Annotated in this window: 15 protein-coding genes; 4 read left to right on the forward strand and 11 right to left on the reverse strand. The window is 65.2% G+C overall.

Annotation, left to right across the window (positions count from 1 at the left end; all coding sequences use genetic code 11):
• Positions 1-16 precede the first annotated feature (16 nt).
• The 11 genes from CKO27_RS13640 to ppsA form a co-directional block, all read right to left on the reverse strand.
• Positions 17-964, reverse strand: coding sequence for a phosphatidate cytidylyltransferase (locus CKO27_RS13640; protein ID WP_200375454.1), 948 nt, complete (start codon positions 962-964; stop codon positions 17-19).
• Positions 964-1581, reverse strand: coding sequence for a lysophospholipid acyltransferase family protein (locus tag CKO27_RS13645; protein WP_200375455.1), 618 nt, complete (start codon positions 1579-1581; stop codon positions 964-966). Before CKO27_RS13645 ends, CKO27_RS13640 begins: the two co-directional genes overlap by 1 nt.
• A complete protein-coding gene (locus CKO27_RS13650) occupies positions 1578-2231 on the reverse strand; it encodes a CDP-alcohol phosphatidyltransferase family protein (RefSeq protein WP_200375456.1) in 654 nt (217 codons plus the stop codon). The genes CKO27_RS13645 and CKO27_RS13650 overlap by 4 nt, the downstream gene beginning before the upstream one ends.
• Before the next feature lie 184 nt (positions 2232-2415).
• The gene (locus CKO27_RS13655) at positions 2416-2877 is read right to left on the reverse strand and encodes a hypothetical protein (RefSeq protein ID WP_200375457.1); all 462 of its coding nucleotides are present in this window, start codon (positions 2875-2877) and stop codon (positions 2416-2418) included.
• Between the two features lie 14 nt (positions 2878-2891).
• Positions 2892-3536 carry an exonuclease domain-containing protein gene (locus CKO27_RS13660; protein ID WP_200375458.1) on the reverse strand — a complete coding sequence of 215 codons (645 nt, stop codon included), beginning with the start codon at positions 3534-3536 and terminating at the stop codon, positions 2892-2894.
• Between the two features lie 1531 nt (positions 3537-5067).
• The gene (locus tag CKO27_RS13665) at positions 5068-6117 is read right to left on the reverse strand and encodes a Fic family protein (RefSeq protein WP_200375459.1); all 1050 of its coding nucleotides are present in this window, start codon (positions 6115-6117) and stop codon (positions 5068-5070) included.
• A gap of 102 nt (positions 6118-6219) precedes the next feature.
• The gene (locus CKO27_RS13670) at positions 6220-8940 is read right to left on the reverse strand and encodes a helicase-related protein (protein ID WP_200375460.1); all 2721 of its coding nucleotides are present in this window, start codon (positions 8938-8940) and stop codon (positions 6220-6222) included.
• Positions 8937-10841, reverse strand: coding sequence for a phospholipase D-like domain-containing protein (locus CKO27_RS13675; protein WP_200375461.1), 1905 nt, complete (start codon positions 10839-10841; stop codon positions 8937-8939). Before CKO27_RS13675 ends, CKO27_RS13670 begins: the two co-directional genes overlap by 4 nt.
• On the reverse strand, positions 10838-12133 hold the full coding sequence (locus CKO27_RS13680; protein WP_200375462.1) for a hypothetical protein: 1296 nt from the start codon (positions 12131-12133) through the stop codon (positions 10838-10840). The genes CKO27_RS13675 and CKO27_RS13680 overlap by 4 nt, the downstream gene beginning before the upstream one ends.
• Complete coding sequence (locus CKO27_RS13685) at positions 12130-13101, reverse strand: hypothetical protein (RefSeq protein WP_200375463.1); 972 nt, start codon at positions 13099-13101, stop codon at positions 12130-12132. Before CKO27_RS13685 ends, CKO27_RS13680 begins: the two co-directional genes overlap by 4 nt.
• A 553-nt stretch (positions 13102-13654) precedes the next feature.
• Positions 13655-16036 (reverse strand): phosphoenolpyruvate synthase, encoded by a 2382-nt coding sequence (ppsA, locus tag CKO27_RS13690; RefSeq protein ID WP_200375464.1) that lies wholly within the window; start codon positions 16034-16036, stop codon positions 13655-13657.
• A gap of 337 nt (positions 16037-16373) precedes the next feature.
• On the opposite strand from ppsA, the gene CKO27_RS13695 reads away from it, so the two are divergent.
• The 4 genes from CKO27_RS13695 to CKO27_RS13710 all read left to right on the forward strand — a co-directional run bounded on the left by CKO27_RS13695 (position 16374) and on the right by CKO27_RS13710 (position 22364).
• The gene (locus CKO27_RS13695) at positions 16374-16973 is read left to right on the forward strand and encodes a hypothetical protein (protein WP_200375465.1); all 600 of its coding nucleotides are present in this window, start codon (positions 16374-16376) and stop codon (positions 16971-16973) included.
• 136 nt (positions 16974-17109) lie between these two features.
• A complete protein-coding gene (locus tag CKO27_RS13700; protein ID WP_200375466.1) occupies positions 17110-17505 on the forward strand; it encodes a hypothetical protein in 396 nt (131 codons plus the stop codon).
• A gap of 98 nt (positions 17506-17603) precedes the next feature.
• A complete protein-coding gene (locus tag CKO27_RS13705) occupies positions 17604-18992 on the forward strand; it encodes an efflux RND transporter periplasmic adaptor subunit (protein ID WP_200375467.1) in 1389 nt (462 codons plus the stop codon).
• A gap of 72 nt (positions 18993-19064) precedes the next feature.
• The gene (locus CKO27_RS13710; protein WP_200375468.1) at positions 19065-22364 is read left to right on the forward strand and encodes an efflux RND transporter permease subunit; all 3300 of its coding nucleotides are present in this window, start codon (positions 19065-19067) and stop codon (positions 22362-22364) included.
• The last annotated feature ends 9 nt before the right edge of the window (positions 22365-22373 follow it).

Here is a 22373-nt window from a genome sequence, read left to right on the forward strand (position 1 = left end):
AGCGTCCTGATTCGGCTCAGGTGTAGAAGTAGCGCACCACATGGAAGAACAGGGGGGCGGCGAAGCACAGCGAGTCGATCCGATCCAACACTCCGCCGTGGCCTTCGATCAGGGTTCCGAAATCCTTGACGCCCAGGTCGCGCTTGATGGCCGACAGGCAGACCCCGCCGGCAAAGCCCGCGAGATTGATGAGCAGGGCGATGGCCGCCGCCGCCCAGGGACTGAAGGGCGTCGCCCACCAGAGCAGGGCGCCGATCAGGGTCGCCGTGCCGATCCCGCCCAGGGTGCCTTCCCAGGTCTTGTTCGGACTCACCTTGGGCAGGATGCGGCGCCGGCCGAGCGTCTTGCCGAAAACGTACTGAAGCACGTCGCTCAACTGCACCACGATCACCAGATAGAGCAGCAGCTTGGCGCCCTCGCCGTCGTAGCCGGGGATCTGGAGCATCAGCAGGGCCGGGGCGTGACTCACGCAATAGACGGCGATCATCAGGCCCCATTGAATCTTGGCCGTTCGCGCCAGGAAATCCTCCGTGTCTCCGGCCAGGGCGCTGCGTACCGGCACGAAGAGAAAGGCATAGACCGGGATGAAGATGGCGAAGAGTCCGTACCATTCCCGGTAGACCAGGATGTATTGAATTGGCACGAAGACGAAGAAGGCCCAGAACAGGGTCCGATGATCCGCCCGCCGGGTCGGGGTCAGGGTAATGAACTCCCGCAGGGCGATGAAGGAGAGCAGCCCGAACAGGATCACCGAGCCGACGCCGCCGGTCGCCAGGGCGGCGGCGAAGGCGGCGGTCATGACCCACCAGGAGCGCACGCGGGCCTTGAGGTTGACGACCACCGCGCGCCCCGCGTCGCTGGTCACCCGTCGATCCAGGACCAGCCCGACGGTGGTGCCGAGCGCCAGCAGCCCGACGACCCCGCCCAGAAGCATCAGAATCTCTCGGTCCCACAGCGGATTCATCACCGATTCCTCAAGTCGATCAGGGCCGCCCGCGCGCGTTGCAGGAAGGCTTGGCGGGTCTCGTCCGTCCCGAGACGAATCGGCGCGCCAAAGGTCACGCGGCCGATCAGTGGCACCGGCAGGAACTCGCCCTTGGGCAGGATGCGGCTCAGGTTCTCCAGGAACACCGGAACCAGCGCCGCCTCGGGTCGCTCCCTGGCGACATGGTAGAGCCCGGAACGCAGCTCGCCGATCGCCGCCCCATCGCCGCGCGTGCCCTCCGGGAAGAGGATCAGCGAATCCCCCTGGTCCAGCGCCTCGATCAGTCGACGCAGCGCCTCGCGCTTGCCGCAACCGTCGGAGCGGTCCACCGGCAGGGCGCGCAGGACACGCAGGGCCAGCCAGCGCCGGAGCCCAGGGCGGTCCCAATAGTCGCTCGCCGCCACCGGCCGGGTCCGGGCGCGCAATGTCGCCGGCAGGGAGGCCCAGATCACCAGGGTGTCCAGATGGCTCGAATGATTGGCGAAATAGACCCGTGGCGACGTGCTCGGGGCCTCGTCCGGCCAGCGCGCGCGTACCCCGGTGACCAATCGTGTCAGGGCCGTCAGAGCGCCGGCGGCCAGTGTTTCGAGGCTCATCGTGCCTCCATCGCATGCCGGAGGGCGCGGGTGCGGCGCATGGCCGTGATCAGCGTCCCCAAGGCCACCAGTGCCAGCGTGACCAGCAGCACCGGGCCGTCCAACCCGGCCGGGACCGCCAGCGCGGCCAGGATCAGCCCCGCCGTCATGGTCGCCATACGATGCGGTTTGGCCATGGGGCCTTGGAAATCCTGGGGCAGCCCGGCCGCGCCACCGAGCGCGCGGATATAGGCCGTCAACAGCGCCAGAACCGCCGCGATCCAGGCCAGCTCAGGCCCCCAGGCCAGGCCGGTCGCATAGCCGGCGGGTACGATCAGCAGCGGATCGGCGAGGCGGTCCGGCAGTTCGTTGAAGAGTTCACCGGACTTGGAGCCAAGACCGCCCTCGACCGCTACCAGGCCGTCCAGCAGATTGCACAGCAGCCGTAACTGGATGCCGACCGCCGCCAGCAGCAAGAGCGTCGAGCGCGCGCCGTCCGAGACCGTCGGCACCGCCAGCATGGCCATGGCGCCGATGGCGGCGAAAACGAGGCTCGCCAGCGAGATCGCATTAGGGGAGACCCGGTGCCTGGCCAGCCACTGGGCCAGCCAGCGCGCCCAGGGCGTGGTCCGACTCTTCAGTGGGCGGCGGGTGGGGCGTGATTCCGGCATGGTGGCGGTTGGAACGGCTGTTGGGGGTGAGCGAGAGCATGCGCGAGAATCGAGACGCTCGGCAAGCGGGGTTACGGGGTGCTTGGGGCGCGGACGAAGGTGCTTTCCAGGAAACCTCGTACCCGCGATCCGCTCCGTCATAGACAGGAGCTTTCGATCGGGTGCGGACGTTCCCGGAAACCGCCTAACGGTAGAAGAGGGAGACGATCGTGAAGCCCGCGTCGGTCGCGCCCTGGCCCGCGTAATGGACCGAGGCGGTACGGTATTTCGGCCATTCCCAGCCGTGGATCGACTGTTTCGGGTCGCTCGAATGCGGAGGACCGATCACCCGCGTCACGGCTGGCAGGATCCACTGAGTTTGATCCGGTCCCGGGATGCGGAGCAGGATCGAGGCCACGCGGGGGCTGTTCGGATGCGTCTCGACACTGATCTCGATAGCGCGATAGCGGCCCAGAAAATAGCCGCAATCGGCGTTGACGGGCTCCGCCGGCCGAAGATACGCCAATTCGGGGATAGGCTGATCCTGGCGGATCTCCCGCAGAACCTTCTCGACATCGGCGGCGAGATCCGCCGCGACGACGCGGCTTGTCAGCAGGATCAGGGCGATCATCGAGATGAAATCATGGGCCATCGCTCGCTGGCGCATGCTGGGTCTCCCAATCATTGGGTTGCGCGCGAACCGATACGCTCGCCCTGGACGCACCCATGCCGCGTCACGCAACCTTGAAGCTGGCCTTTGGGGGTCTTCTGGATCCGGCCAAGCAGAGCGTGCGAGACCGACGCGAGACGGAAGCGCCGTATCAACTCCCGTTCCAGATAGAGCGTCAGGTGAGCGGCCATCTCGGCGTCGGCCAGCGCGCGGTGAGCGCGCGCGGCGGCCGGCAGACCGGCGAACTGGATCAGGGCGCCGAGCTTATAGCTGGGTGCCTGGGGCAGAACCCGGCGGGCCACCAGCATCGAGCAGACGAACGCCTGGTTCCGCTCGCGGCCGATTCGCCCTAACTCCGCCCCCCAGAACTTACGGTCGAAGGCCGCGTTGTGGGCCACCAGGGGCGCGGAGCCTACGAAGTCCGCGACCTCGGCCATCACCTGCTCGGCGGGCGGTGCCTGACGCACCATCGCGGTCGTGATTCCGGTTAGTTGCGTGATGAATGGCGGAATCCGCAGACCCGCGTTCATCATGCTCTGGTAACGATCGACGATCTGGCCGTCGCGGACCAGGACGGCCGCGATCTCGGTGGCGCGATCTCCGTCGGTCGGCGAAAGTCCGGTGGTCTCGAAATCGATCACGGCGATGGTATCCACGGATTTATTCGCTCAGTCTGTTGTGTGGAAATGGGACGGGCGTGCGGTCCGCGGTAGGGGCGGCGACTGTCCGGCTCGGTGGATATTAGCAATGCTTGATGCGATCGCCCTGAGTGATTCGTACCGGCCATCATCCGAGGTGGGGTGAACGGCAGTGAACCCCAACTTCCCCGTTACGCCCATTGACCCATTCTTGCCTCGGCGTATCGGCAAAAATCATTGCCGTTCACGGATTGAATCTCGGGGCACAGGCATTGATGCGGTTAACCTAAAAAGAGCTGTCAGCTTCCAGCCGCCAGCCGCCAGCTATTGGGAATCAGCCACTTGGCCATTGACCGAGACCGGCCGAGGCTCACCCATTGGTTGAAGCCCGCAAGAAGCGAAAACCACGGCCATACAACGGCTGGAGGCTGACGGCTTTTTCTAGGGTTGACCAATCGTCAGGAAATCACCGAAGCATCCTCGGATGTCCGGCAGGCTCTCAGGCTCTCCCCGAGGTTGACGAGATAGCCTTCGGGCGTGGGATGATCCTGTCTTAATCCGCGAGCCCGGCTTGCGCAGGCAACACCATCCGGCCCCGAGCGCCAATGAAAATCCGCGTCCGACTGCATAGAACCACCGGCCTAGAACCGACGCCGAACGCCTTCGAGCGGGAAGCCGGACCCATGCCTACCGATCCCGCAGCCATGGATCGGGATTCGCCGACCTCCGACACCCTGTCCGCGTCCCAGGTGGCCGTCTCCCCGACGCCACCTTCGCCGTCCGCCGAGCCTTGGGCGCGGCATCGCTCCGGCGTCGGGATGGGGCTGATCGCGATCCTTGTGGCCGGCGGCGGATGGCTCTTGTGGCCGAGATCCGAGCCCGCTCCAGTGGCGCGTTCGCCGGACGCCTTGGCTTTCACGGGTCGTGCCGCCGTTCCGCCCGCGGCATCGGTTCCAGTCGCGGGCGACACGGCCGGTTCCTCGATCGCGGATCCGCCATCGCTAACCTGTGGCGAGCGGAAACCTGACGCGACCCTGGATGGACGGCCTCGGGACGCGCTGGTGGAGGAGTTGGAACGATGCCGGGCCGGGCAGGCTCGATCGTCGGCATCCTTCCCCGAGGGAGCGCCGGCACGAGTCGCCGATAAGAGTGCCGATCGGCCGAAACCGGCCAAGCGCGCCGTATCGGCCAAAAAGAAGGCGGTGAGAGCCAAGCGGAGTAAGGCAAAGCCCAAGGCGGCCAGGCAGACCCGGAAAGCCGCTTCGATCCCGTTCTGGGCGGGTCGGCAGGGCGGGGTTTTCCTGGCGGATTGAGCCGGTCCCCATCGGCGAATCGCCGTGGGGCATCCGGGAGACGACCATCCGATGCGGTTTCAGTGCCCGGGAAGGTCTTGGCGCCAAAACCCCGTGATTTCGGCGCCAAGTTCCGATCAGAGCGTCCTGGCCTGTTCGGCCAGATAGATCTAGGTATCGATCACGGTATCCGGATTGAGCGAGATGCTGCTGATGCCTTCCTTAAGCAGCCAGTCGGCGAAGTCCTTTGTAATCAGTCATAGCAGCTCGTACCAAACCCCACGGCCACTACCGTGTTGATTCAGCGTGCCGCGTTCCACCAGGACGCGGAAGTGCTGCTTGAGCGTGTTGCGGCTGGCACCGGTCAGCTTGATGGCCTCGCCCATGGTGATGCGGCCGTGTTCGCGGGCGAATTCAACGATCTCTAGCTGCAATTCAGGCATGGCCGCCAGCACGATCTTCTCGCGCTCGACCTTCTTCTCCAGCCGCCGTACCTGCTCGGACAGGGAGCGCAGGAAGAACTCCAGCCACGGCTGCCAGTTCGGCGAATCCATGCGGATCGTGCCCTGGGTCTGGCGCAGTGCCAGGTAGTAGGCTTCCTTGCTCTGCTCGATCACGCTTTCCAGGGAACTGTACGGCACATAGGCATAGCCGGCTTGCAGCAGCAGGAGTGTGGTCAGCACCCGTGAGAGCCGACCGTTACCGTCCTGAAAGGGATGAATCTCCAGAAACACGACGACACAGATGGCGATGACCAGTAACGGATGCAGTCGGGCGGTTTCACGCACCTGATTCACCCAGGCCACCAGCTCTGCCATGAGGCGGAGCGTATCGAAGGGCGATGCGGTCTGGAACACGATACCGAGTTGCGTCCCGGTTTCATCGAAGGCGGCGACGCTGTTGGAGTGGGTCTTGTAGTGGCCGCGATGCCGGGCGTCTTTCTCGCTGTGGCGCAGCAGGATCTGGTGCAACTGCTTGATGTGGTTCTCGGTGAACGGGATGTCCTGCCACGATGAGAAGACCAGATCCATCAGCTCGGCGTAACCGGCGACCTCCTGCTCGTCGCGGGTGGCGAATGACTGGATCTCCAGATGCGACAGCAGCCGTTCCACTTCCCGATCGGATAGCTTGCTGCCCTCGATTCGGGTCGAGGAACCGATGCTCTCGATGGTAGCCACCCGCCGCAGGGCCAACAGACGGTCAGGCGCGAGCGTACCCAGGGCACGCCAGGCACCTTTGAACTCGTCGATCCGGGCGATGAGATTCAGGATCTCGGGGGTGATCTGGAGGGTGTCGGTTTTTAGCATGAACCAATACTACACCCATTTATGCCCATTTTTGGCTACCGCTACCTTGGCGCAGGAGCGCGGACAGGATGACTAGGGATCATCCGTAACAATCGTCGAGCCTCAAGGATTGAATCTTGGAGCGCAGTCATTGAGTTCGTTGAGGCGGTCCTTCGCCACGCGATCCCAAGCGTTAGCGGGTAGCAGTGAGCCGAAGAGGCTAGCGTCGAAGGCGTGCTGTCGGCGCATCACACGCTCCCACTGAAAGGCGTCGTAGGTTCCTTCGAAGACAAGTTGACGTACCTCGATGAACGGCGGCTCTCCTTGTTTTCCATCCTCAATCCACTTCCGCGCGAGCCGCTCCCAGTGGCTGCCCTTCCGATCCACACGACCAATCTGCTGTTCGAGGACGGCGGGGTTCCATTCTGCGTGGAACTGCACGACCACGCGACAGGACTCGTGAAGGTTGAGTCCCTCGCGCCCGACCTGGCTCTGCGCGATGAGCACCCACGGCGAACCGCCGGAACGGTTGAACGCGGCTTGGAGGTAGCGCCGGGTCTGCCATCGTGTGTCCCCCTGAAGAAGGCGCGCGTGAAAGCTTTGGCGACTGTCGTCGTCCTCGAGAAGTGCCCTCAGTGACTCCTGACGGAGCACGGCCTGCTTCTTGTCGATCTCCTCATTGCCTAGCTCGCCAAGCAGCGGAAGCAGGCGCTCTTCGACGAACTCGGCGGCGAGCGTCTTGAAACGCTCGTCGGTAACCTTCTTGTCGGATACCGATGTCTTGGCGAGGAAGTCGTCGAGCACGAACGAAACCAGGTGGTCTTCGAGCACACCCTTGAGCGCGGGGTCATCCAAAGCACCGCCGAGGAGCAACGGGTCTTTGCTCCACGCGACGACCTGCTTCTTTGCGCGCAAACGTACCCTGTCCCGCAGGCGTTCGTAAGCCTTGTGGCTCTCGTCGAGTGCGTCAAGCATCTCTTTGTTGCTGCCTGCGGAAAGACGGCCTTTGAGCACACCTTCCGCGCGCAGGCGATAGAGCTGGCGCAACGCGATTTCGCTCAGTGCATTGTCGGCGTGAATGGCGTACGCGATCGGCCGACCCGCATCGGCGGCACACAGCGCATGGCGCACGTTGAGCACGTCGCGCAGGAGTCGAAGCGGGCGCAGGAAGACGCCAAAAACCAGTACCTTCTCGCGCTTCAGCGTCCAGCTCTCGATCTCCTTCACGGCAGCAAGAATGCGCGGATGCTCATCCTCGTGGAGGCCGGAACGCATGGACTTCTGAATCCTGGCCCGCCAGTATTCAGTGCGTTGCAATTTGCCTCGTGCGACAACTTCGCAATCCTCAGGCGGTACGATTCGCACGTCAGTGTCGAAGATGTCGGCACTCAGGTGACCAGATGCAAGTCGCACGTACATATCCCTGATCAGGTGCTTCAGCCGCTTCTGCTTTTTCTCATCGGAACTGTTACCTGATAGCTGAATCGCCGACTCAAACACATCCCTGTTCAAGCCCCGTGCGCTCTGGCTCATGCACTCGGCCGCAAAGAGCACATCGAGCCAGGGCGAATTTTGGCCGACCGTTTCCGTCCATCCAATCTGTACGCGCTGAAGGTGTCGATGTGGATGCGCCCGTCCCTCAAGCAGCCCTGTGCCCTCGTGGAAGTTGGTGACCAGCGGATCCTCGTCACGCCGACGCCGCGTCACGTATGGAGCCAGCGTCTTGGTGAAGGCCCTCGCGGCGGCGCACAGCTCGTCGAGACGGTTCCCTTCATCGGGGGCAACGGCGGCGCGCGATGCGGCGTCATGCAGGCGCTTCACTACTTGTCGTCCTCGCTCCTGGTCGATCCCGCAGCGCGCACGGCGAAGCAGGTCGAGCCACTGCGATAGATCAAGTTCCATCGGCGTCGCCGTGAGGCACAGCCGGCGCCCATGCTCGGGCTGCTTCAAGAGCGCATCGACCAAGTGAGCGAGCACCGTGCCCGATATCGCGCCCCGTGCCGTGTCCTCGATCTCCACCTCGCCCCGGCTCTTGTGGGCCTCGTCGATGACGAGCAGATCGAACTCGCCGAGCCACAGGCCCAGCAGCTCCTCGGTTAGCGGACGTCCGTCGCCGCCGTTGCCGAATTGCGCGAGGAGCGCGTAGTTGTCCTGGCTCGCGATGCTGAGCGGAGGCAGCGCCTCGATCCGCTTGCGCAGGTCATCACGTCCATCAAGGCGCCGGGCAACCTCAGTCGCGACTTGCGCCATTCCCGTCCAGCCCCACGACGATTCAGGCGCGTTCTCGATCTCGCGATGGAGCTTACCAACCCGCGTCCGCCCGTCTTTGCGCTCGGAGTCGGACGCGAAATTCAGCTTCACGAGTGCGGGAAGCGCTGCTCGCCACCAGTTGGAGTTTCTGCGGACCAGCGGTGCGCGAAATCCGTGAGAGATGAGCCACCATTCGGACTCGTCGGGACGCGGGCTGCGTTCCTTCCACGAAGCCTCATTCAGCGACACTTCTCGCAGGAACTCCGTGAACGTCGTGAGTTCTTTCGGCGCCGGGCTGATTGCGCAGAGCTTCCGCGACTCCGCGATCCACTGGTGCATGAGCCCGTGCGGAACGACGACGGCCGCGCGACCGCCCGCTTTCAGGACGGCGTGAACCACAGCGCACGCGATGCGCGTCTTGCCGGTACCGACCTCATCCGCAATCACGACACCGCTCCGCGGCAGCCGCTCAGCCATCCATGTGAGCGACGCTCGCTGGCCCTCGTCGAGATGCTGATCCGCACGCGGCTTGGCTGCATCCTTCTTGACGAACTTGCGAAGCGCGGCGGCTGCACCTGCCCACGAGAAACTCATCGCAGCCCCCACGCACGCGCGGCGCCATCGAGCACCTCGGAGTACCTGGCTTGCTGCTTTTCATTCAGGTATTGCGGTCGCAGTTCCGCTGCCTTCAAGTGCTGGAATATATTGATTCGATGCGTGTGCCAAGTCTCAATCAGTGCTTGGGGAAAGGACGCACGGAACATCCGGTCGAGATGATCGAGCCAGTCGCCGAGCATCGACTCGGGCAGTACCGACTGTAGGGCCGCTACCTTCTCGACGAGTTCGGCAGCGGCGTGCAGCGCATAGCTTTTCTCCTGCTCGATCGTCTCGCCCGTCCTTTCTCCAGTCCCCTTGCCGTTAGTGTCGCGACCATCCCCTTCGTCACCGTCATCGTCATCGTCGTCCGTAGCCTCGGCAGGACGAATCGGGAAATCGAGGATTGCCGCGAGTGCATCAGCGTAGGTGTCGAAGCGTGGCGGTTGCCACTCAACGCGCCCGGCGGCGTCCACGACGGGTACGACCCACCTGCGGTCGCTCTCGCCGGCGACGTTGAGCGCGGCTGGACTCTCGTTGTTCTGCAGCGGGATCTCGCTCCCTCGCTTCACGTCGAACCAGTCGCCACCCGTCCAGGAGATCCTCACGCGGGACTTGCCCGAGAAGTCCTCGCGCCAGAGCAATCGTAGGCGTCGGGTCGGCACAGTCTCGATCGTCGCCGACAGGATCGGCGGTGCTTCCAGGATGGGCTGTGCATCTGGTGCGTCACCCACCTGACCGATGGCCCACTCATCGTCGCCGACGGTCTCGGCTTCGTCCGACCAGAACAGCCAACGCTCGATCGCCTCAGCATCAAGCCGTTCGTCGACCGCGAAGACCACGCCGGTCTCTACGTTCCCCTCGGCCATCCCGCCGTGAGTGAGGAGGCCGCGGCACGAGAGGTTTCCGGACCCGAGATAGAGCCAGCCGTTGCTCACATGCCCGTCGCGGAGGTAGCCCACGTAAACGAACTTCGCGTGGAGCCGCCGGTTGTGGTTGAGTGCGTCAAAGGGGTGAACGACCTTCCAGCCGTCCGTGTCGCCCGCCTTGGCCCACGTCGCCACCGCGCCAGCTTCTCCGGGCTCGACGAGCGCCACGCGGCGCACGTTCGTGGTGAACACGCCCAGGTTCTCGAGCTTGCCGAAGACGGCGGGCTTGCGCGCCTTGTTGGACGGCTCCTCGTAGAACCCCGAGCCGCACAGCAGCAGATTCCTTGCCTTGTCGATCCCTCTGCGGAAGCGTTCGCGGATCTGGTCGTACAGAGGCCTGTCGAGCGAGTGGATGAAGCGCGGCTTGCGGTTCGCAGGAGCAACCGAAGATGCCGCTGCAAGGAGCAGGTTGAGTCGTGCGGTTAGCTTGCGCTCCTTCACCGGGAGCGTCTGCTCATCACGATGGAACCGACGCGCGAGGAGCGTCTCGACGAACGCACCTGCCGCGACGATATCCGCACCGTCTTCTGGACCAGCGGTGCCGTCGAGTGGCACGTCAAGTTGCCAGATGAGTTCGAGCTGTTGCCGTGCCGAGGTGTCGGTGAAGTTGGCCGTAAGTACCACGAGGCGAAGATGGACAGGTTCGCCGGTGCGGTTCGGTGCGAACGCCAGCAGCGCGACCTTGGCGTGCAGGAGCGAACCGGGATTGGCCGACCGGGGTTGGAACTCGTGAAGGCCCGGGATGCGCCCTGGTGGGAAGACATCTTGCCTCGATGGTGACGAGTGCCCGTCGAGTATCAAGTACACGAGCACTTTACCCAGTTCGGCGCGCTGTCGGGGCCGGAGACCCGTGAAACGCTGCACGGCGTCCTCGAGGAAATCCTCGGTGCCGGTCATGGCGACAAGGGCCGCGCTGTGTCCAATCAGACCCTCGGGCGGCATAAAGATGTCGAGTAGCGTTTCGGCGCTCATCGCGAACCTCGCGGGTCGACGTCGCGCAGGAGTGAGTGGAGGTTCGCGATGCGGAACGTCCGCCCCGTTCGATCGGGTTCGATGCTCGCCGCGCCGTCTTCGAGGTCGCTGGCGTCATCAGTGGCGTCGACGATGCGAAACCGCGGGCCGCGGGTGACGAAGCTGTCGGCGAGCCCGAGCACCTCACCGGAACGCCGGACGAGGATTCGAATGGCTTCCGCGTCATCTCCCGCGACGACTGCGTCTGCGAACGCTCGGCTCGTGGTCTCCTTGACGGCCGCCGTGTTCGCCTTCTCGACATAGCTCTTCGAGGTGGTCCGGAGATCCTTGATCGATTTCTTGAGCGCCGAGTCATCTGCAAGATTCGCGAGCTTCACGCCGCCACGCCCGGGCTCGACCGCACGGGTCAGGCTCGCGACGGCGTCACGCGCTCGGTCGAGTACTGCGCCGAACGCACGCGCTACGACGACTTCGTTGGCTTGCTCGCGATGACCGGTCTCGCGAAGACGAACGACGACACCGTCCTCGATGCTCGGCAGTTTTGCTGCGCGCCCTATCGCGCGGGCGAGGTGCTGCCGCTTCTCGCCTGCGTACGACGACGTTCCGAGCAGCCGTGAGCGGACCAGGGCGCGCTCGTCATCGGTAGGGTGTTCGGGAGACAGCGCTTGCAGGAGGGTCTTGGGCCAGCCCGAGATCTCGCGCTCGCCTTCGAGCCACCCGAGCAGCCACTTGCGAAGGCTGGTGCCGCCTTTCCCGACACGCTGCTCAAGGAATGCGGCGGCCAGCGCACGCCCGACGGGCTCCAGTTCGAGCAGATCGAAACGCGAGCCGCTCGCGAAGCCAAGCCCACCGTCAACTCGGAGCGCGCGCGTCGCGGCTTGGCGGTGCGTGTTGCGGACGTAGTTCGTCGCTTGGCGCAACCGGTGGAATGACCACACCTCATGCTCGGTGTCGCGGCCAAACGCGCGTCGCCCGAGGATGCGGCGCGAGGGATCCCGCGGATCGACGAGGTACTCCAGCTTGCACGCGAGCGCCTCGATACCGTGACAGATGGCTGTGGGCTTGGGCGGGTTCGAGCCGTGGCTCGCCAGATCCTCGTGGAGCGCAAGTGCGGCCAAGGGCCACGAGAGCTGCCGCGCGAACCAGATACGCCCAAGTTCGGGCACCACAAGTTCACGAAAGAACAGGTCGGCTGTGCGCAGATCGAAGTCGAGAGAGATCCGTGAAGACGTGATTTCACACGGCACGGGAGAGAACCAGTACGCGGAGGCTTCAGTCAATTTAGTCTTCATTCTTGGTTATCTGAACGACGAGCAGGCCGTAGGAAAAATGGAATATCACTGGAATCCACATCCGCCACCACGGGTTCTACTGGATGCCACGCATATTCCTCATCATCCGGCATCTCGGCGACTTTTTGTCTTAAACCGGCGACCCATCCGGGGGTAGTCGCAAGTGGCGTATCGCCCCAGTTGCCAACCAGCATCAGCTCCAGACCCCGTCGTCCGTCCGGCCACTCAGGATGCGGAAACCACGCGATCAAGATATAAGCATCCTCCGGCATACGCTGGCGCAGATGATCGCCCAGTCGGTCGAACTCCTTCAGGCTCATATTGACACTGCCATGCAGAAAGGCCATGGCCCCCTGAATCCGCCGGGGCTGAAGCCTGTGCCACACACGCTGGAGCGCGAGAGGACAGCGTTCAGGCCGACTCCAGACGGTGGCGGCACTGCGCGCCTGTGATCCCAGACGCAGGATCTCGCGGACATCGGCGGCGTCGTAGCCGATCAGGGACCGGTTCAGGAACAGCAGGCCGATGCTCAGGCTGAGCGCGGCCATCCGGCGCATCAGCGGGTGTTGCGGACAGAGATCGATCACCCCATCGAAGTGCGCACTCAGTGCCTGCCGCCAGGACGGTTCGGCTGTGGCTGGGGAATCGCCGATGACGAGCGCGGCGCGCAGATAGCCGATCGGCGACAGCCGTGCAGCCCAGAATTGGCTCATGTCACGCGCCTGACGATCGCGGGCATCGATCACAAGTACGACGAGAACATAGGGATAGGGCGGGGTCTCCGATGACCAGGCGTCCACAACGGCCGGATCCGTGCCGGACTGCGCAACGAGTCCTCCGATAGCCGCATCGGTTTGCATCTGGGCGCGCAACGCCGTCAGCAGCCGCTCCGCTTCCGGCCCCAGACCGATGCAAAGCGAAAGCGCGTTCGAGGCGTCGGGAGCATCTGAAAGAAGAAGTTGGTTCATGTCGTCTCCGAGTCGTGGGGCCACACCAGGATTCAATCACAACGCGGTGTCATGGTGGCCGGCTAGCGGCCTGCGAATCAGGCTCTCAAGCCACCGGCGCCAGTGACTCACCCTTGAGCGGCCACTCCGCCGCCAGGCGCCTGAGGAACTGCTCCGGCGTGAATGAGATCGTTCGGTCGCGACAAATCTCCTAGATTGGATTGATCGCTGCCATCGCTCGCTAACCCCAGGACACGCAGAGGGGCCGTGCGCTGGAGGGCCTCAAGCAGGATTGGCAGCGGCAGTCCCGGCCGGGCGGCGAGTCGTGGCGGATTGACGCAGGCTGGGGCGCTCCCACGGACGCGCAGCAACTGGCGCAGCGCCTCAGATAGGGCGGGAGACATGAGTGACGCCAGGCCATCGCTCCACAGGCGGGGAAGATGGCCGATGTCTATGGTGTGCAGCCAGATCCAAGCAACGAGCACAGAGTCGATGTCCCTTTGAACGCTTGCCGTCAGTCATAAAAAATCCCCCGTGAGGGGGATTGTTTAGGCCACGGGCATCGCGTCCCGGATCAGAGCGTCTTCGCCTGCTCGGCCAGATAGATCCAGGTGTCGATGACGGTGTCGGGATTGAGCGAGATGCTGCTGATGCCTTCCTTCAGCAGCCAGTCGGCGAAGTCCTTGTGGTCCGACGGACCCTGTCCGCAGATGCCGACATATTTGCCCTGGGCGCGGCAGGCGGCGATGGCCATCGACAGCATCTTTTTCACCGCCGGGTCGCGCTCGTCGAAGCTCTCGGCGACCAGGCTGGAGTCGCGGTCCAGGCCCAGCGTGAGCTGGGTCATGTCGTTGGAGCCGATCGAGAAGCCGTCGAAATATTCCAGGAACTCCGTGGCCAGGACGGCGTTGGAGGGCAGCTCGCACATCATGATGAGGCGCAGGCCGTTCTTGCCGCGCTCCAGTCCCTGCGCCGTCAGGGCCTCGCTGACCGCCTTGGCCTGACCCAGGGTGCGCACGAAGGGGATCATGATCTCGACATTGGTCAGACCCATGTCGTCGCGAACCCGCTTGAGGGCGTCGCACTCCATCTCGAAACAGGCCTTGAAGTGCTCGGCGATGTAGCGACCGGCGCCACGAAAGCCGATCATGGGGTTCTCTTCCTCCGGCTCGTAGCGCGTCCCGCCGATCAGATTGGCGTATTCGTTGGACTTGAAGTCCGACATGCGCACGATGACGGTGTTGGGCGCGAAGGCGGCGGCCAGGGTGGAGATGCCCTCGGCCAGCTTGGCGACATAGAACTCGCGCGGGCTGGCGTAGGCGGCGATGCGCGGTTGGATCTGCGCCTTGAGGTCGGCCGGGAGCTGGTCGAATTCGAGCAGCGCCTTGGGGTGGATGCCGATCATGTTGTTGATGATGAATTCCAGCCGCGCCAGGCCGACGCCGGCATTGGGCGTCGCCGAGAAGGCGAAGGCGCGGTCGGGGTTGCCGACGTTCATCATGATCTTGATCGGGATATCGGGCATGGCCGTGAGTTCGATGGTCTTGTAGTCGAACTCCAGGTTGCCGTCGTAGATGTACCCGGTGTCGCCCTCGGCGCAACTGACGGTGACCTCCTGGCCTTCCTTGACCACCTCGGTGGCGTTGTTGCAGCCCACCACGGCGGGCACGCCCAGTTCACGGGCGATGATGGCGGCGTGACATGTCCTACCCCCACGGTTGGTGACGATCGCCGCCGCGCGTTTCATGACCGGCTCCCAGTCGGGGTCGGTCATGTCGGTGATGAGGACGTCGCCCGGCTGGACCCGGTTCATGTCGGCGATGCTCTCGACGATCCGCGCCTTGCCGGCGCCGATGCGGCTGCCGATGCTGCGCCCACTGGTGAGGACCGGTCCCTTCTGGCGCAGGATGTAGCGCTCGATGACGTTGCCCGAGCGGCTTTGCACCGTCTCCGGGCGCGCCTGGACGACGTAGATCCGGCCATCGGTCCCGTCCTTGGCCCACTCGATGTCCATCGGGCGGCCATAGTGCTGCTCGATCATCAGCGCCTGCTTGGCGAGTTCCTCGACCTCGGCGTCATCGATGCTGAAGAGCGGACGCATGGCCTCGGGAACCGGCTCGGTCTGGACGTGGGCGTCGGCGCCCGCGCCCGCGTCGCTGTAGACCATGCGGATCGCCTTGTCGCCGACGGTGCGGCGCAGGATCGCGGGACGCCCGGCGGCCAGGGTCGGCTTATGGACATAGAACTCGTCCGGATTCACCGCGCCCTGTACGACCATCTCGCCAAGGCCATAGCTGGCGGTGATGAAGACGGCGTCGCGGAAGCCGGACTCGGTGTCCAGGGTGAACATGACGCCGGAGGCGGCCAGATCGCTGCGCACCATGCGCTGGATGCCGGCCGAGAGGGCGACATTGCGATGCTCGAAGCCCTGATGCACGCGATAGGAAATGGCGCGGTCGTTGAACAGCGAGGCGAAGACCTCCTTAATCCGGTGCTTGATGCTGTCGAGTCCCTGGACGTTGAGGAAGGTCTCCTGCTGGCCGGCGAAGGAGGCGTCCGGCAGATCCTCGGCGGTAGCCGAGGAGCGCACCGCCCAGGAGACCTCGTCGGTCCCGGCCTCGGCGGTCAGACGGGCATAGGCCTCGTCGATCGCGGTTTCCAACGCGGCGGGGAAGGGCTGCTCCATCACCCAGCCGCGGATGCGCGGGCCGGCTTCGGCAAGCGCCGGGACGTCGTCCACGTCGAGTTCGTCGAGAACGGTCTGGATGCGCTCGTCCAGGCCATCGCGCGCCAGGAAGTCGCGGTAGGCATCGGCGGTGGTCGCGAACCCGCCAGGCACGCGCACCCCGAGATGGGTCAGGTTCTGGATCATCTCGCCGAGGGAGGCGTTCTTGCCTCCGACAACGGGGACATCATCCATCCCGAGGTCGCTCAGCCAGCGGACGTAGTCGGTCATCGTGTTCGTACTCCGGTCTTAGGGAAGGGGTCAGGCGGCGGCGTCGACGGCGAGGGACGCCGAATCCGCGAAGGCGATTCGACCGTGGCTCGGCGTGGGATCGGTTGGAACCAACCTGACTTGAGTGATCGTCGGTTGCAATTAGCCCGTAATAATCCGGAAAATATACCCTAGTCGGCACTCGGGCGTCCCGAGCGCGCATCAATCCTGAGCATTAACTCAGCCCGAACCCAGCGGCATTCTTGCTTGAACACCAGTGTTGGTTCAGGCAGCCTAGCCGGGCTTAGCCGATATCGAAGCCGATGGCTACTCGACTCACAACAAGAGGATAGATCCAATGAACGAAGTCGTGCCCGGTCTTGGGCAAATGAAGGCAACGCTGATCGGGGGCGACATGAGCCAGTACATCGTGCGTGGCCTGGGTATCCTGGTCGCCGTGGGTACCGCTTATGTGGTCTCCAGCGAGGCGCTCTATGGCAACCCTCCGCCGCTGCCGGCCAGCGTGGTCGCCGTCAATATCGCCCCGATCGGGACCGTGGCCCTGGTGAAACCGCCCGCGCCTCCGGCCGAGCCGGTCGCGGCCGAGCCCACCGCGGCGCCGGTCGCCGAGGAAACCGCTATCGAGGCCGCGCCGGCGGTCGAGGAAGCGGTGACGGCGGAGCCGGTCGAGGCCGCGCCGGTCGCCGAAGAAGCCCCGGCCGCCATGGCCGAGCCCGAGGTTGCCGCTCCAAGCGAGCCGGTCGCCGAGGAGACGGCGGTGGAAGCCGCGCCGGTTGTGGAAACCCCTGTCGTGGAAGAGGCTCCGGCCGTCGTCGCCGAGCCCGAAGCCGCCGCGCCGGTGGAGGCCAAGGTCGCTCCGGTCGTCGAGAAGGCCCCATTGCCGCGTCCGATGCCGTCCTGGATGCAGCATATGGCCCCCTTGTCCTCGCCGAAGTAATCGGTCTCCCTGGATCGCGCGGTCGTTGACCGCGCGATCCCCGATGGTGCTTCGGATCCTCGCACCTCCCTCATCCCCCTTCGGCCGGTCCCTGGCCTATGTTCCGATCCGCCGCCGATAGGATCCAGGTATCGGCTTGCGCAATTCCAGGATCGGCACCATCTTTCGCGGCATGCGCCACCGCAACCGCATCATCCGAATCCTGCTTGTGCTCTGTCTGATCGTCTTTCAGGCCGAGGTCATGGCCGGCTCCTGGCTGCCCTGTCTGCACGAGACGCCTTCCTCCCTCGATTCCGCCTGTCCCATGCATGCCGCCGCCGTCCCGGTGCAGGCGGACAGCGAGGCCGATGCGCTGTTCGAGTGCGCCAAATGCGCACTGACCCTCGCCATCGGCGTTTTGCATGTCCCGCCCACCCGGTCTCCGGGCCAGGAGCGTTTCCAGGCGGCCGCGCCCCGGCCCCAACCGGCCCATTTCTTCTACCAGTTCTTCCCCGAACCGGCCCGCCGACCTCCGCAACCTCGCCCGAGTTGAGCCGCGCCGACCCAAGCCAGATCAGCCCCCGCTGGCGGGTCGCGATCCCTTGCTCTCTCCATGGCGGCGCCCCTGATCCGGCGCCGGAGGTCATCGAAATGTGTGATTCGTCGAGTGTTCCGGCCTGGCGCCGGGATCCATTGATTCCGGCCGCGTCCGGGTTTCCAGTCCTCTCGCGCGCACGCCGTGCGAGGGTCTCGCGCCTGATTCAGGCCAGGGTCGGCGCCCCGGCGATCCTGGCCCTGACCTTGCTGCTGGCCGCTTGCGGCGGCGAGGACGGCGCGCCCTCGGAGACGCGCGAGGAAGCCGCGCGGGACACGGCCATCGAGCATGCCGTCAAGCATCTGGATCCCAAGTACGTCTGCCCAATGCATCCAAGCATCGTCCGGGACGAACCCGGAACCTGTCCCATCTGCGGCATGACGCTGGTCGAGAAGCGACTCGATCCGGCGGGCGGCCGGTCTCCCGAGGTCGAACTGAGTCGGGCAAGCATGCACAACATGGCTGTCCGCGAGGCGCGCGTCGAGCGGGGGACGCTCTGGAAATACGTCCGCTCCCTGGGGCGGGTGGAGTATGACGAGACCCGTCTCGCCCATGTGCATCCGCGCGCCGAGGGCTTCATCGAGGGGCTCGAACTGCGCTCGGAGGGCGAGCCGGTCCGCAAGGGACAGGTGCTCGCGCGACTCTACGCGCCGAACATCCTTTCGGCGCAGGTCGATTTTCTCCTGGCGCTCGATCCTCGGCCCCAGGAGTCCGGGGTCAAGGTCGACAAGGCCCGTAATATCCTGCGTCTGCTGGACGTGCCGGAAGAGAATATTCGCGCGATCGAGCAGAGCCGCGAGCCGCTGCGGACCATCCCGGTCCTGGCACCGATGGAGGGCGTGGTCACGGCGATGACGGCCCGAGAGGGCATGTACGTCGGCACCTCGGACGCCATGTTCACGATCGCCGACCTGCGCCGGGTCTGGGTCCTGGTCGATATCTTCGAGCACCAGATCGATTGGGTCGCACCGGGTCTGAGCGCCGAGATCCGGGTCTCGGCGCGACCGGGACGGCTCTGGGAGGGCAAGGTCGATTATCTCTATCCGTCACTCGACGCCAAGGCGCGGACCCTGCGGGTGCGTCTAGTCTTCGATAACCCGGATGGCGCGCTCAAGCCCAACATGTTCGCGAATGTGGTGATTTTCGGCGGACCCAAGCGCGAGGTGCTCAAGATCCCGTCCGAGGCGCTGATCCTCACCGGGACGCGCTCAAGCGTGGTCAAGGCGCTCGGCGATGGCCGCTTCCAGCCGGTCGATGTCGTCGCGGGCCTGCGCTCGGGTCGCGAGGTCGAGATCCTGTCCGGTCTGGAGGAGGGTGATCGGGTGGTGGCCTCGGGGCAGTTTCTCATCGATTCCGAGTCCAGTCTCCAGGCCGCCTTCCAGCGTATGGACCAGGAGTCCGGCCAGGCCTCCGAGGGCCAGGGAGGTTCGCATGCGCACCATTGATTCCCTTGCTGCCGTCGTCTTCCTCGCGGTTCGACGGATCTTGTCGGACAGCGTCCCTGCGGGAGAAGAACGGTGAAAGCGCTCATTCTCTGGTCGATTCGCAATCGGTTTCTCGTGCTGTTGGCGGCGGTTCTGCTGACCGCCTGGGGACTGTCGGCGCTCCAGCGCATCCCCCTGGACGCCATCCCGGATCTGTCCGATGTCCAGGTCATCGTGCGCACCAGCTTTCCCGGTCAGTCGCCGCGGGTGGTGGAGGATCAGGTGACCTATCCGCTCACCACGACCATGCTAGCGGTTCCGGGAGCCAAGGTCGTTCGCGGCTACAGCTTTTTCGGGGAGAGCTTCGTCTACATCCTGTTCGAGGACGGGACGGATCTCTACTGGGCGCGATCGCGGGTGCTGGAGTATCTGAGTCAGGCCACATCCAGGCTTCCGGAAGGGGCCGAGCCGCGTCTGGGGCCGGATGCGACCGGGGTGGGTTGGGTTTACAGCTATGCCCTGGTGGATCGCACCGGCCGCCATGATCTCTCGGAACTGCGCGCGCTCCAGGACTGGTTCCTGAAATTCGAGCTGCAATCCGTGCCGGGCGTGGCGGAGGTCGCGACCGTCGGCGGCATGGTGCGGCAGTATCAGATCCTGGTCGATCCGGAGAAGCTGCGCGCCCATGGCCTCCCGTTGTCGCGGGTCGTCGAGGCGGTGCGCGAGGGCAACCAGGAGGTCGGCGGCTCCCTGATCGAGATGGCCGAGGCCGAGTACATGATTCGCTCGCGCGGCTATCTGACTGGCGTGGAGGACATTGAGACCATCCCGGTGGATCTGTCGGAGGAGGGGACTCCGGTCCTGCTGCGCGATCTGGCGCATGTCCAGATCGGTCCCGAGATGCGCCGCGTCGTCGCCGACCTGGACGGGGAGGGCGAGGTCACGGGCGGGATCGTCGTCATGCGTCACGGCGAGAACGCCCTGACGACCATCGCGGCGGTCAAGGCACGGCTGGAGGCGCTGCGGCCGGGGTTGCCCGAGGGGGTCGAGATCGTCACGACCTACGATCGCTCGGGGCTCATCCTGGCGGCGGTCGACAACCTCCAGGGCAAGCTGATCGAGGAGCTGATCGTCGTCGCCCTGGTCTGTCTGGCCTTCCTCTTTCATCTGCGCTCGGCCCTGGTGGCCATCGTCAGCCTGCCGCTCGGCGTGCTCATGGCCTTCATCGTCATGGAGGCCCAGGGCATCAACGCCAACATCCTCTCGCTCGGCGGTATCGCGATCGCTATCGGGGCCATGGTGGACGCGGCCATCGTCATGACCGAGAACGCCCACAAACATCTGGAGCGGGCCGGTCCGGGGCTCTCTCGCGCGCGTCACTGGGAAGTGATCGGCGAGGCGGCGACCGAGGTCGGGCCGGCGCTCTTCTTCTCGCTGCTGATCATCACCCTGAGCTTTCTGCCGGTGTTCGCCCTGGAGGCCCAGGAGGGACGCCTCTTCGCGCCCCTGGCCTACACCAAGACCTATGCCATGGCCGCCGCCGCCGGACTCGCGGTGACCCTGGTGCCGGTGCTCATGGGTTATCTGATTCGCGGCCGCATTCCGAGCGAGTCGTCCAATCCGCTCAGCCGCGGACTCATCTGGCTCTACCGTCCGGTGCTGGACGGGGCGCTGCGGCGGCCGCGTCTGACGATCCTGGTCTCGGTCCTGGTCCTGGCGAGCGCCGCGATCCCGCTGGCCGGTGTCGGCGGTCTGCTGGCGCCGCTGAAATGGCCCTTGCAGGGGATCGGACTGGTGGTGCAGGAGGGACCGCATCGCGCCGCGCTGGCGCGTGTCGAGGACTGGCAGGCGGGCCTGGCCTCGGGCTGGCGCGCGACCTTCGCGGGCGTCCCGGTGCTGCGCGACTGGCATCGCGGTCTGGGTTCGGAGTTCATGCCGGAACTCGACGAGGGCGATCTCATGTACATGCCGACCACCCTGCCGGGGATCTCCATCGGCACGGTCGGCGAACTGCTGCGGCAGACTGACCGACTGATCGCGACCCTGCCCGAGGTCGAGCGGGTGTTCGGCAAGGCGGGCAGCGCCGACACCGCCACCGATCCGGCCCCGCTCAGCATGATCGAGACCCTGATTCAGCTCAAACCGCGCGACCAGTGGCGCCCCGGTCTCACCCTGGCGGATCTGATCGAGGAACTGGACGCGACGGTGAACTTCCCCGGCGTCACCAATGCCTGGGTGATGCCGATCAAGACCCGGATCGACATGCTCGCGACCGGGATCAAGACCCCGGTCGGGATCAAGATCGCCGGGGCGGATCTGACCGAGATCGAACGGCTCGGGCGGGAGGTGGAGCGCGCGGTGATGCGCGTCGAAGGCACCACCTCGGCCTATTCGGAGCGGGTGGCCGGTGGACGTTATATCGAGATCCGCCCGGATCGGCTCGCCGCCGCGCGGGTCGGTCTGAACATCGCCGACATCAACCGGATCGTCGCGATTGGCCTGGGTGGGGTCAATGTGACCGAGACGATCGAGGGTCCGAGCCGTTATCCGGTCAACATCCGCTTCCCGAGGGAGCTGCGCGACGACCCCGAAAAGCTGCGCGAGCTGCCGATCGTGACGCCGACCGGCGCCCAGGTCGCGCTCGGACAGATCGCGGAGGTGGCGATCGTCGACGGACCGCCGATGCTGACGAGCGAGAACGCGCGTCTCAATGGCTGGACCTTCGTCGACATCCGAGGGCGCGATCTCGGCGGCTATGTCGCCGAGGCCCAGGCGCTGGTGCGCGACCAGGTCAAGCTTCCGCCCGGTTACTCCATCACCTGGTCCGGCCAGTACGAGTACATGCGCCGCGTCGAGGCGCGGATGACCCAGGTGGTTCCGGTCACGCTCGTCATCATCCTGGTCCTGCTCTATCTGACCTTCCGCTCCGCTGGCGAGGCGCTCCTGGTGATGCTCTCGCTGCCCTTCGCCCTGGTCGGCGGGGTCTGGCTGATCTATCTGCTTGGCTACAACCTCTCGGTCGCGGTCGCCGTCGGCTTCATCGCCCTGGCGGGCGTGGCCGCGGAGTTCGGCGTCGTGATGCTCGTCTATCTCGACAACGCGGTGAGGCAATCGCGCCGGGAGGGACGGCTCGACCAACCCGGCGGTCTGGAAGGCGCCATCATGGAGGGGGCCGTGATGCGCATCCGGCCCAAGGCGATGACGGTGGCGACCATCTTCGCCGGACTCCTGCCGATCATGGCGGGCGCCGGGGTCGGATCGGAGGTCATGCGGCGCATCGCCGCGCCCATGGTCGGGGGCATGATCACCGCCCCGCTTCTGAGCCTGATCCTGATCCCGGTGGTCTATCTGTTGTGGCGGCGTCGCGACCCCGGTCGGGAGCCCGAGGCTTGAGCGGGCGCA

Origin of the sequence: Thiocystis violacea (assembly GCF_016583575.1) — a bacterium.
In the GTDB taxonomy this organism is placed as follows: Bacteria; Pseudomonadota; Gammaproteobacteria; order Chromatiales; family Chromatiaceae; genus Thiocystis; species Thiocystis violacea.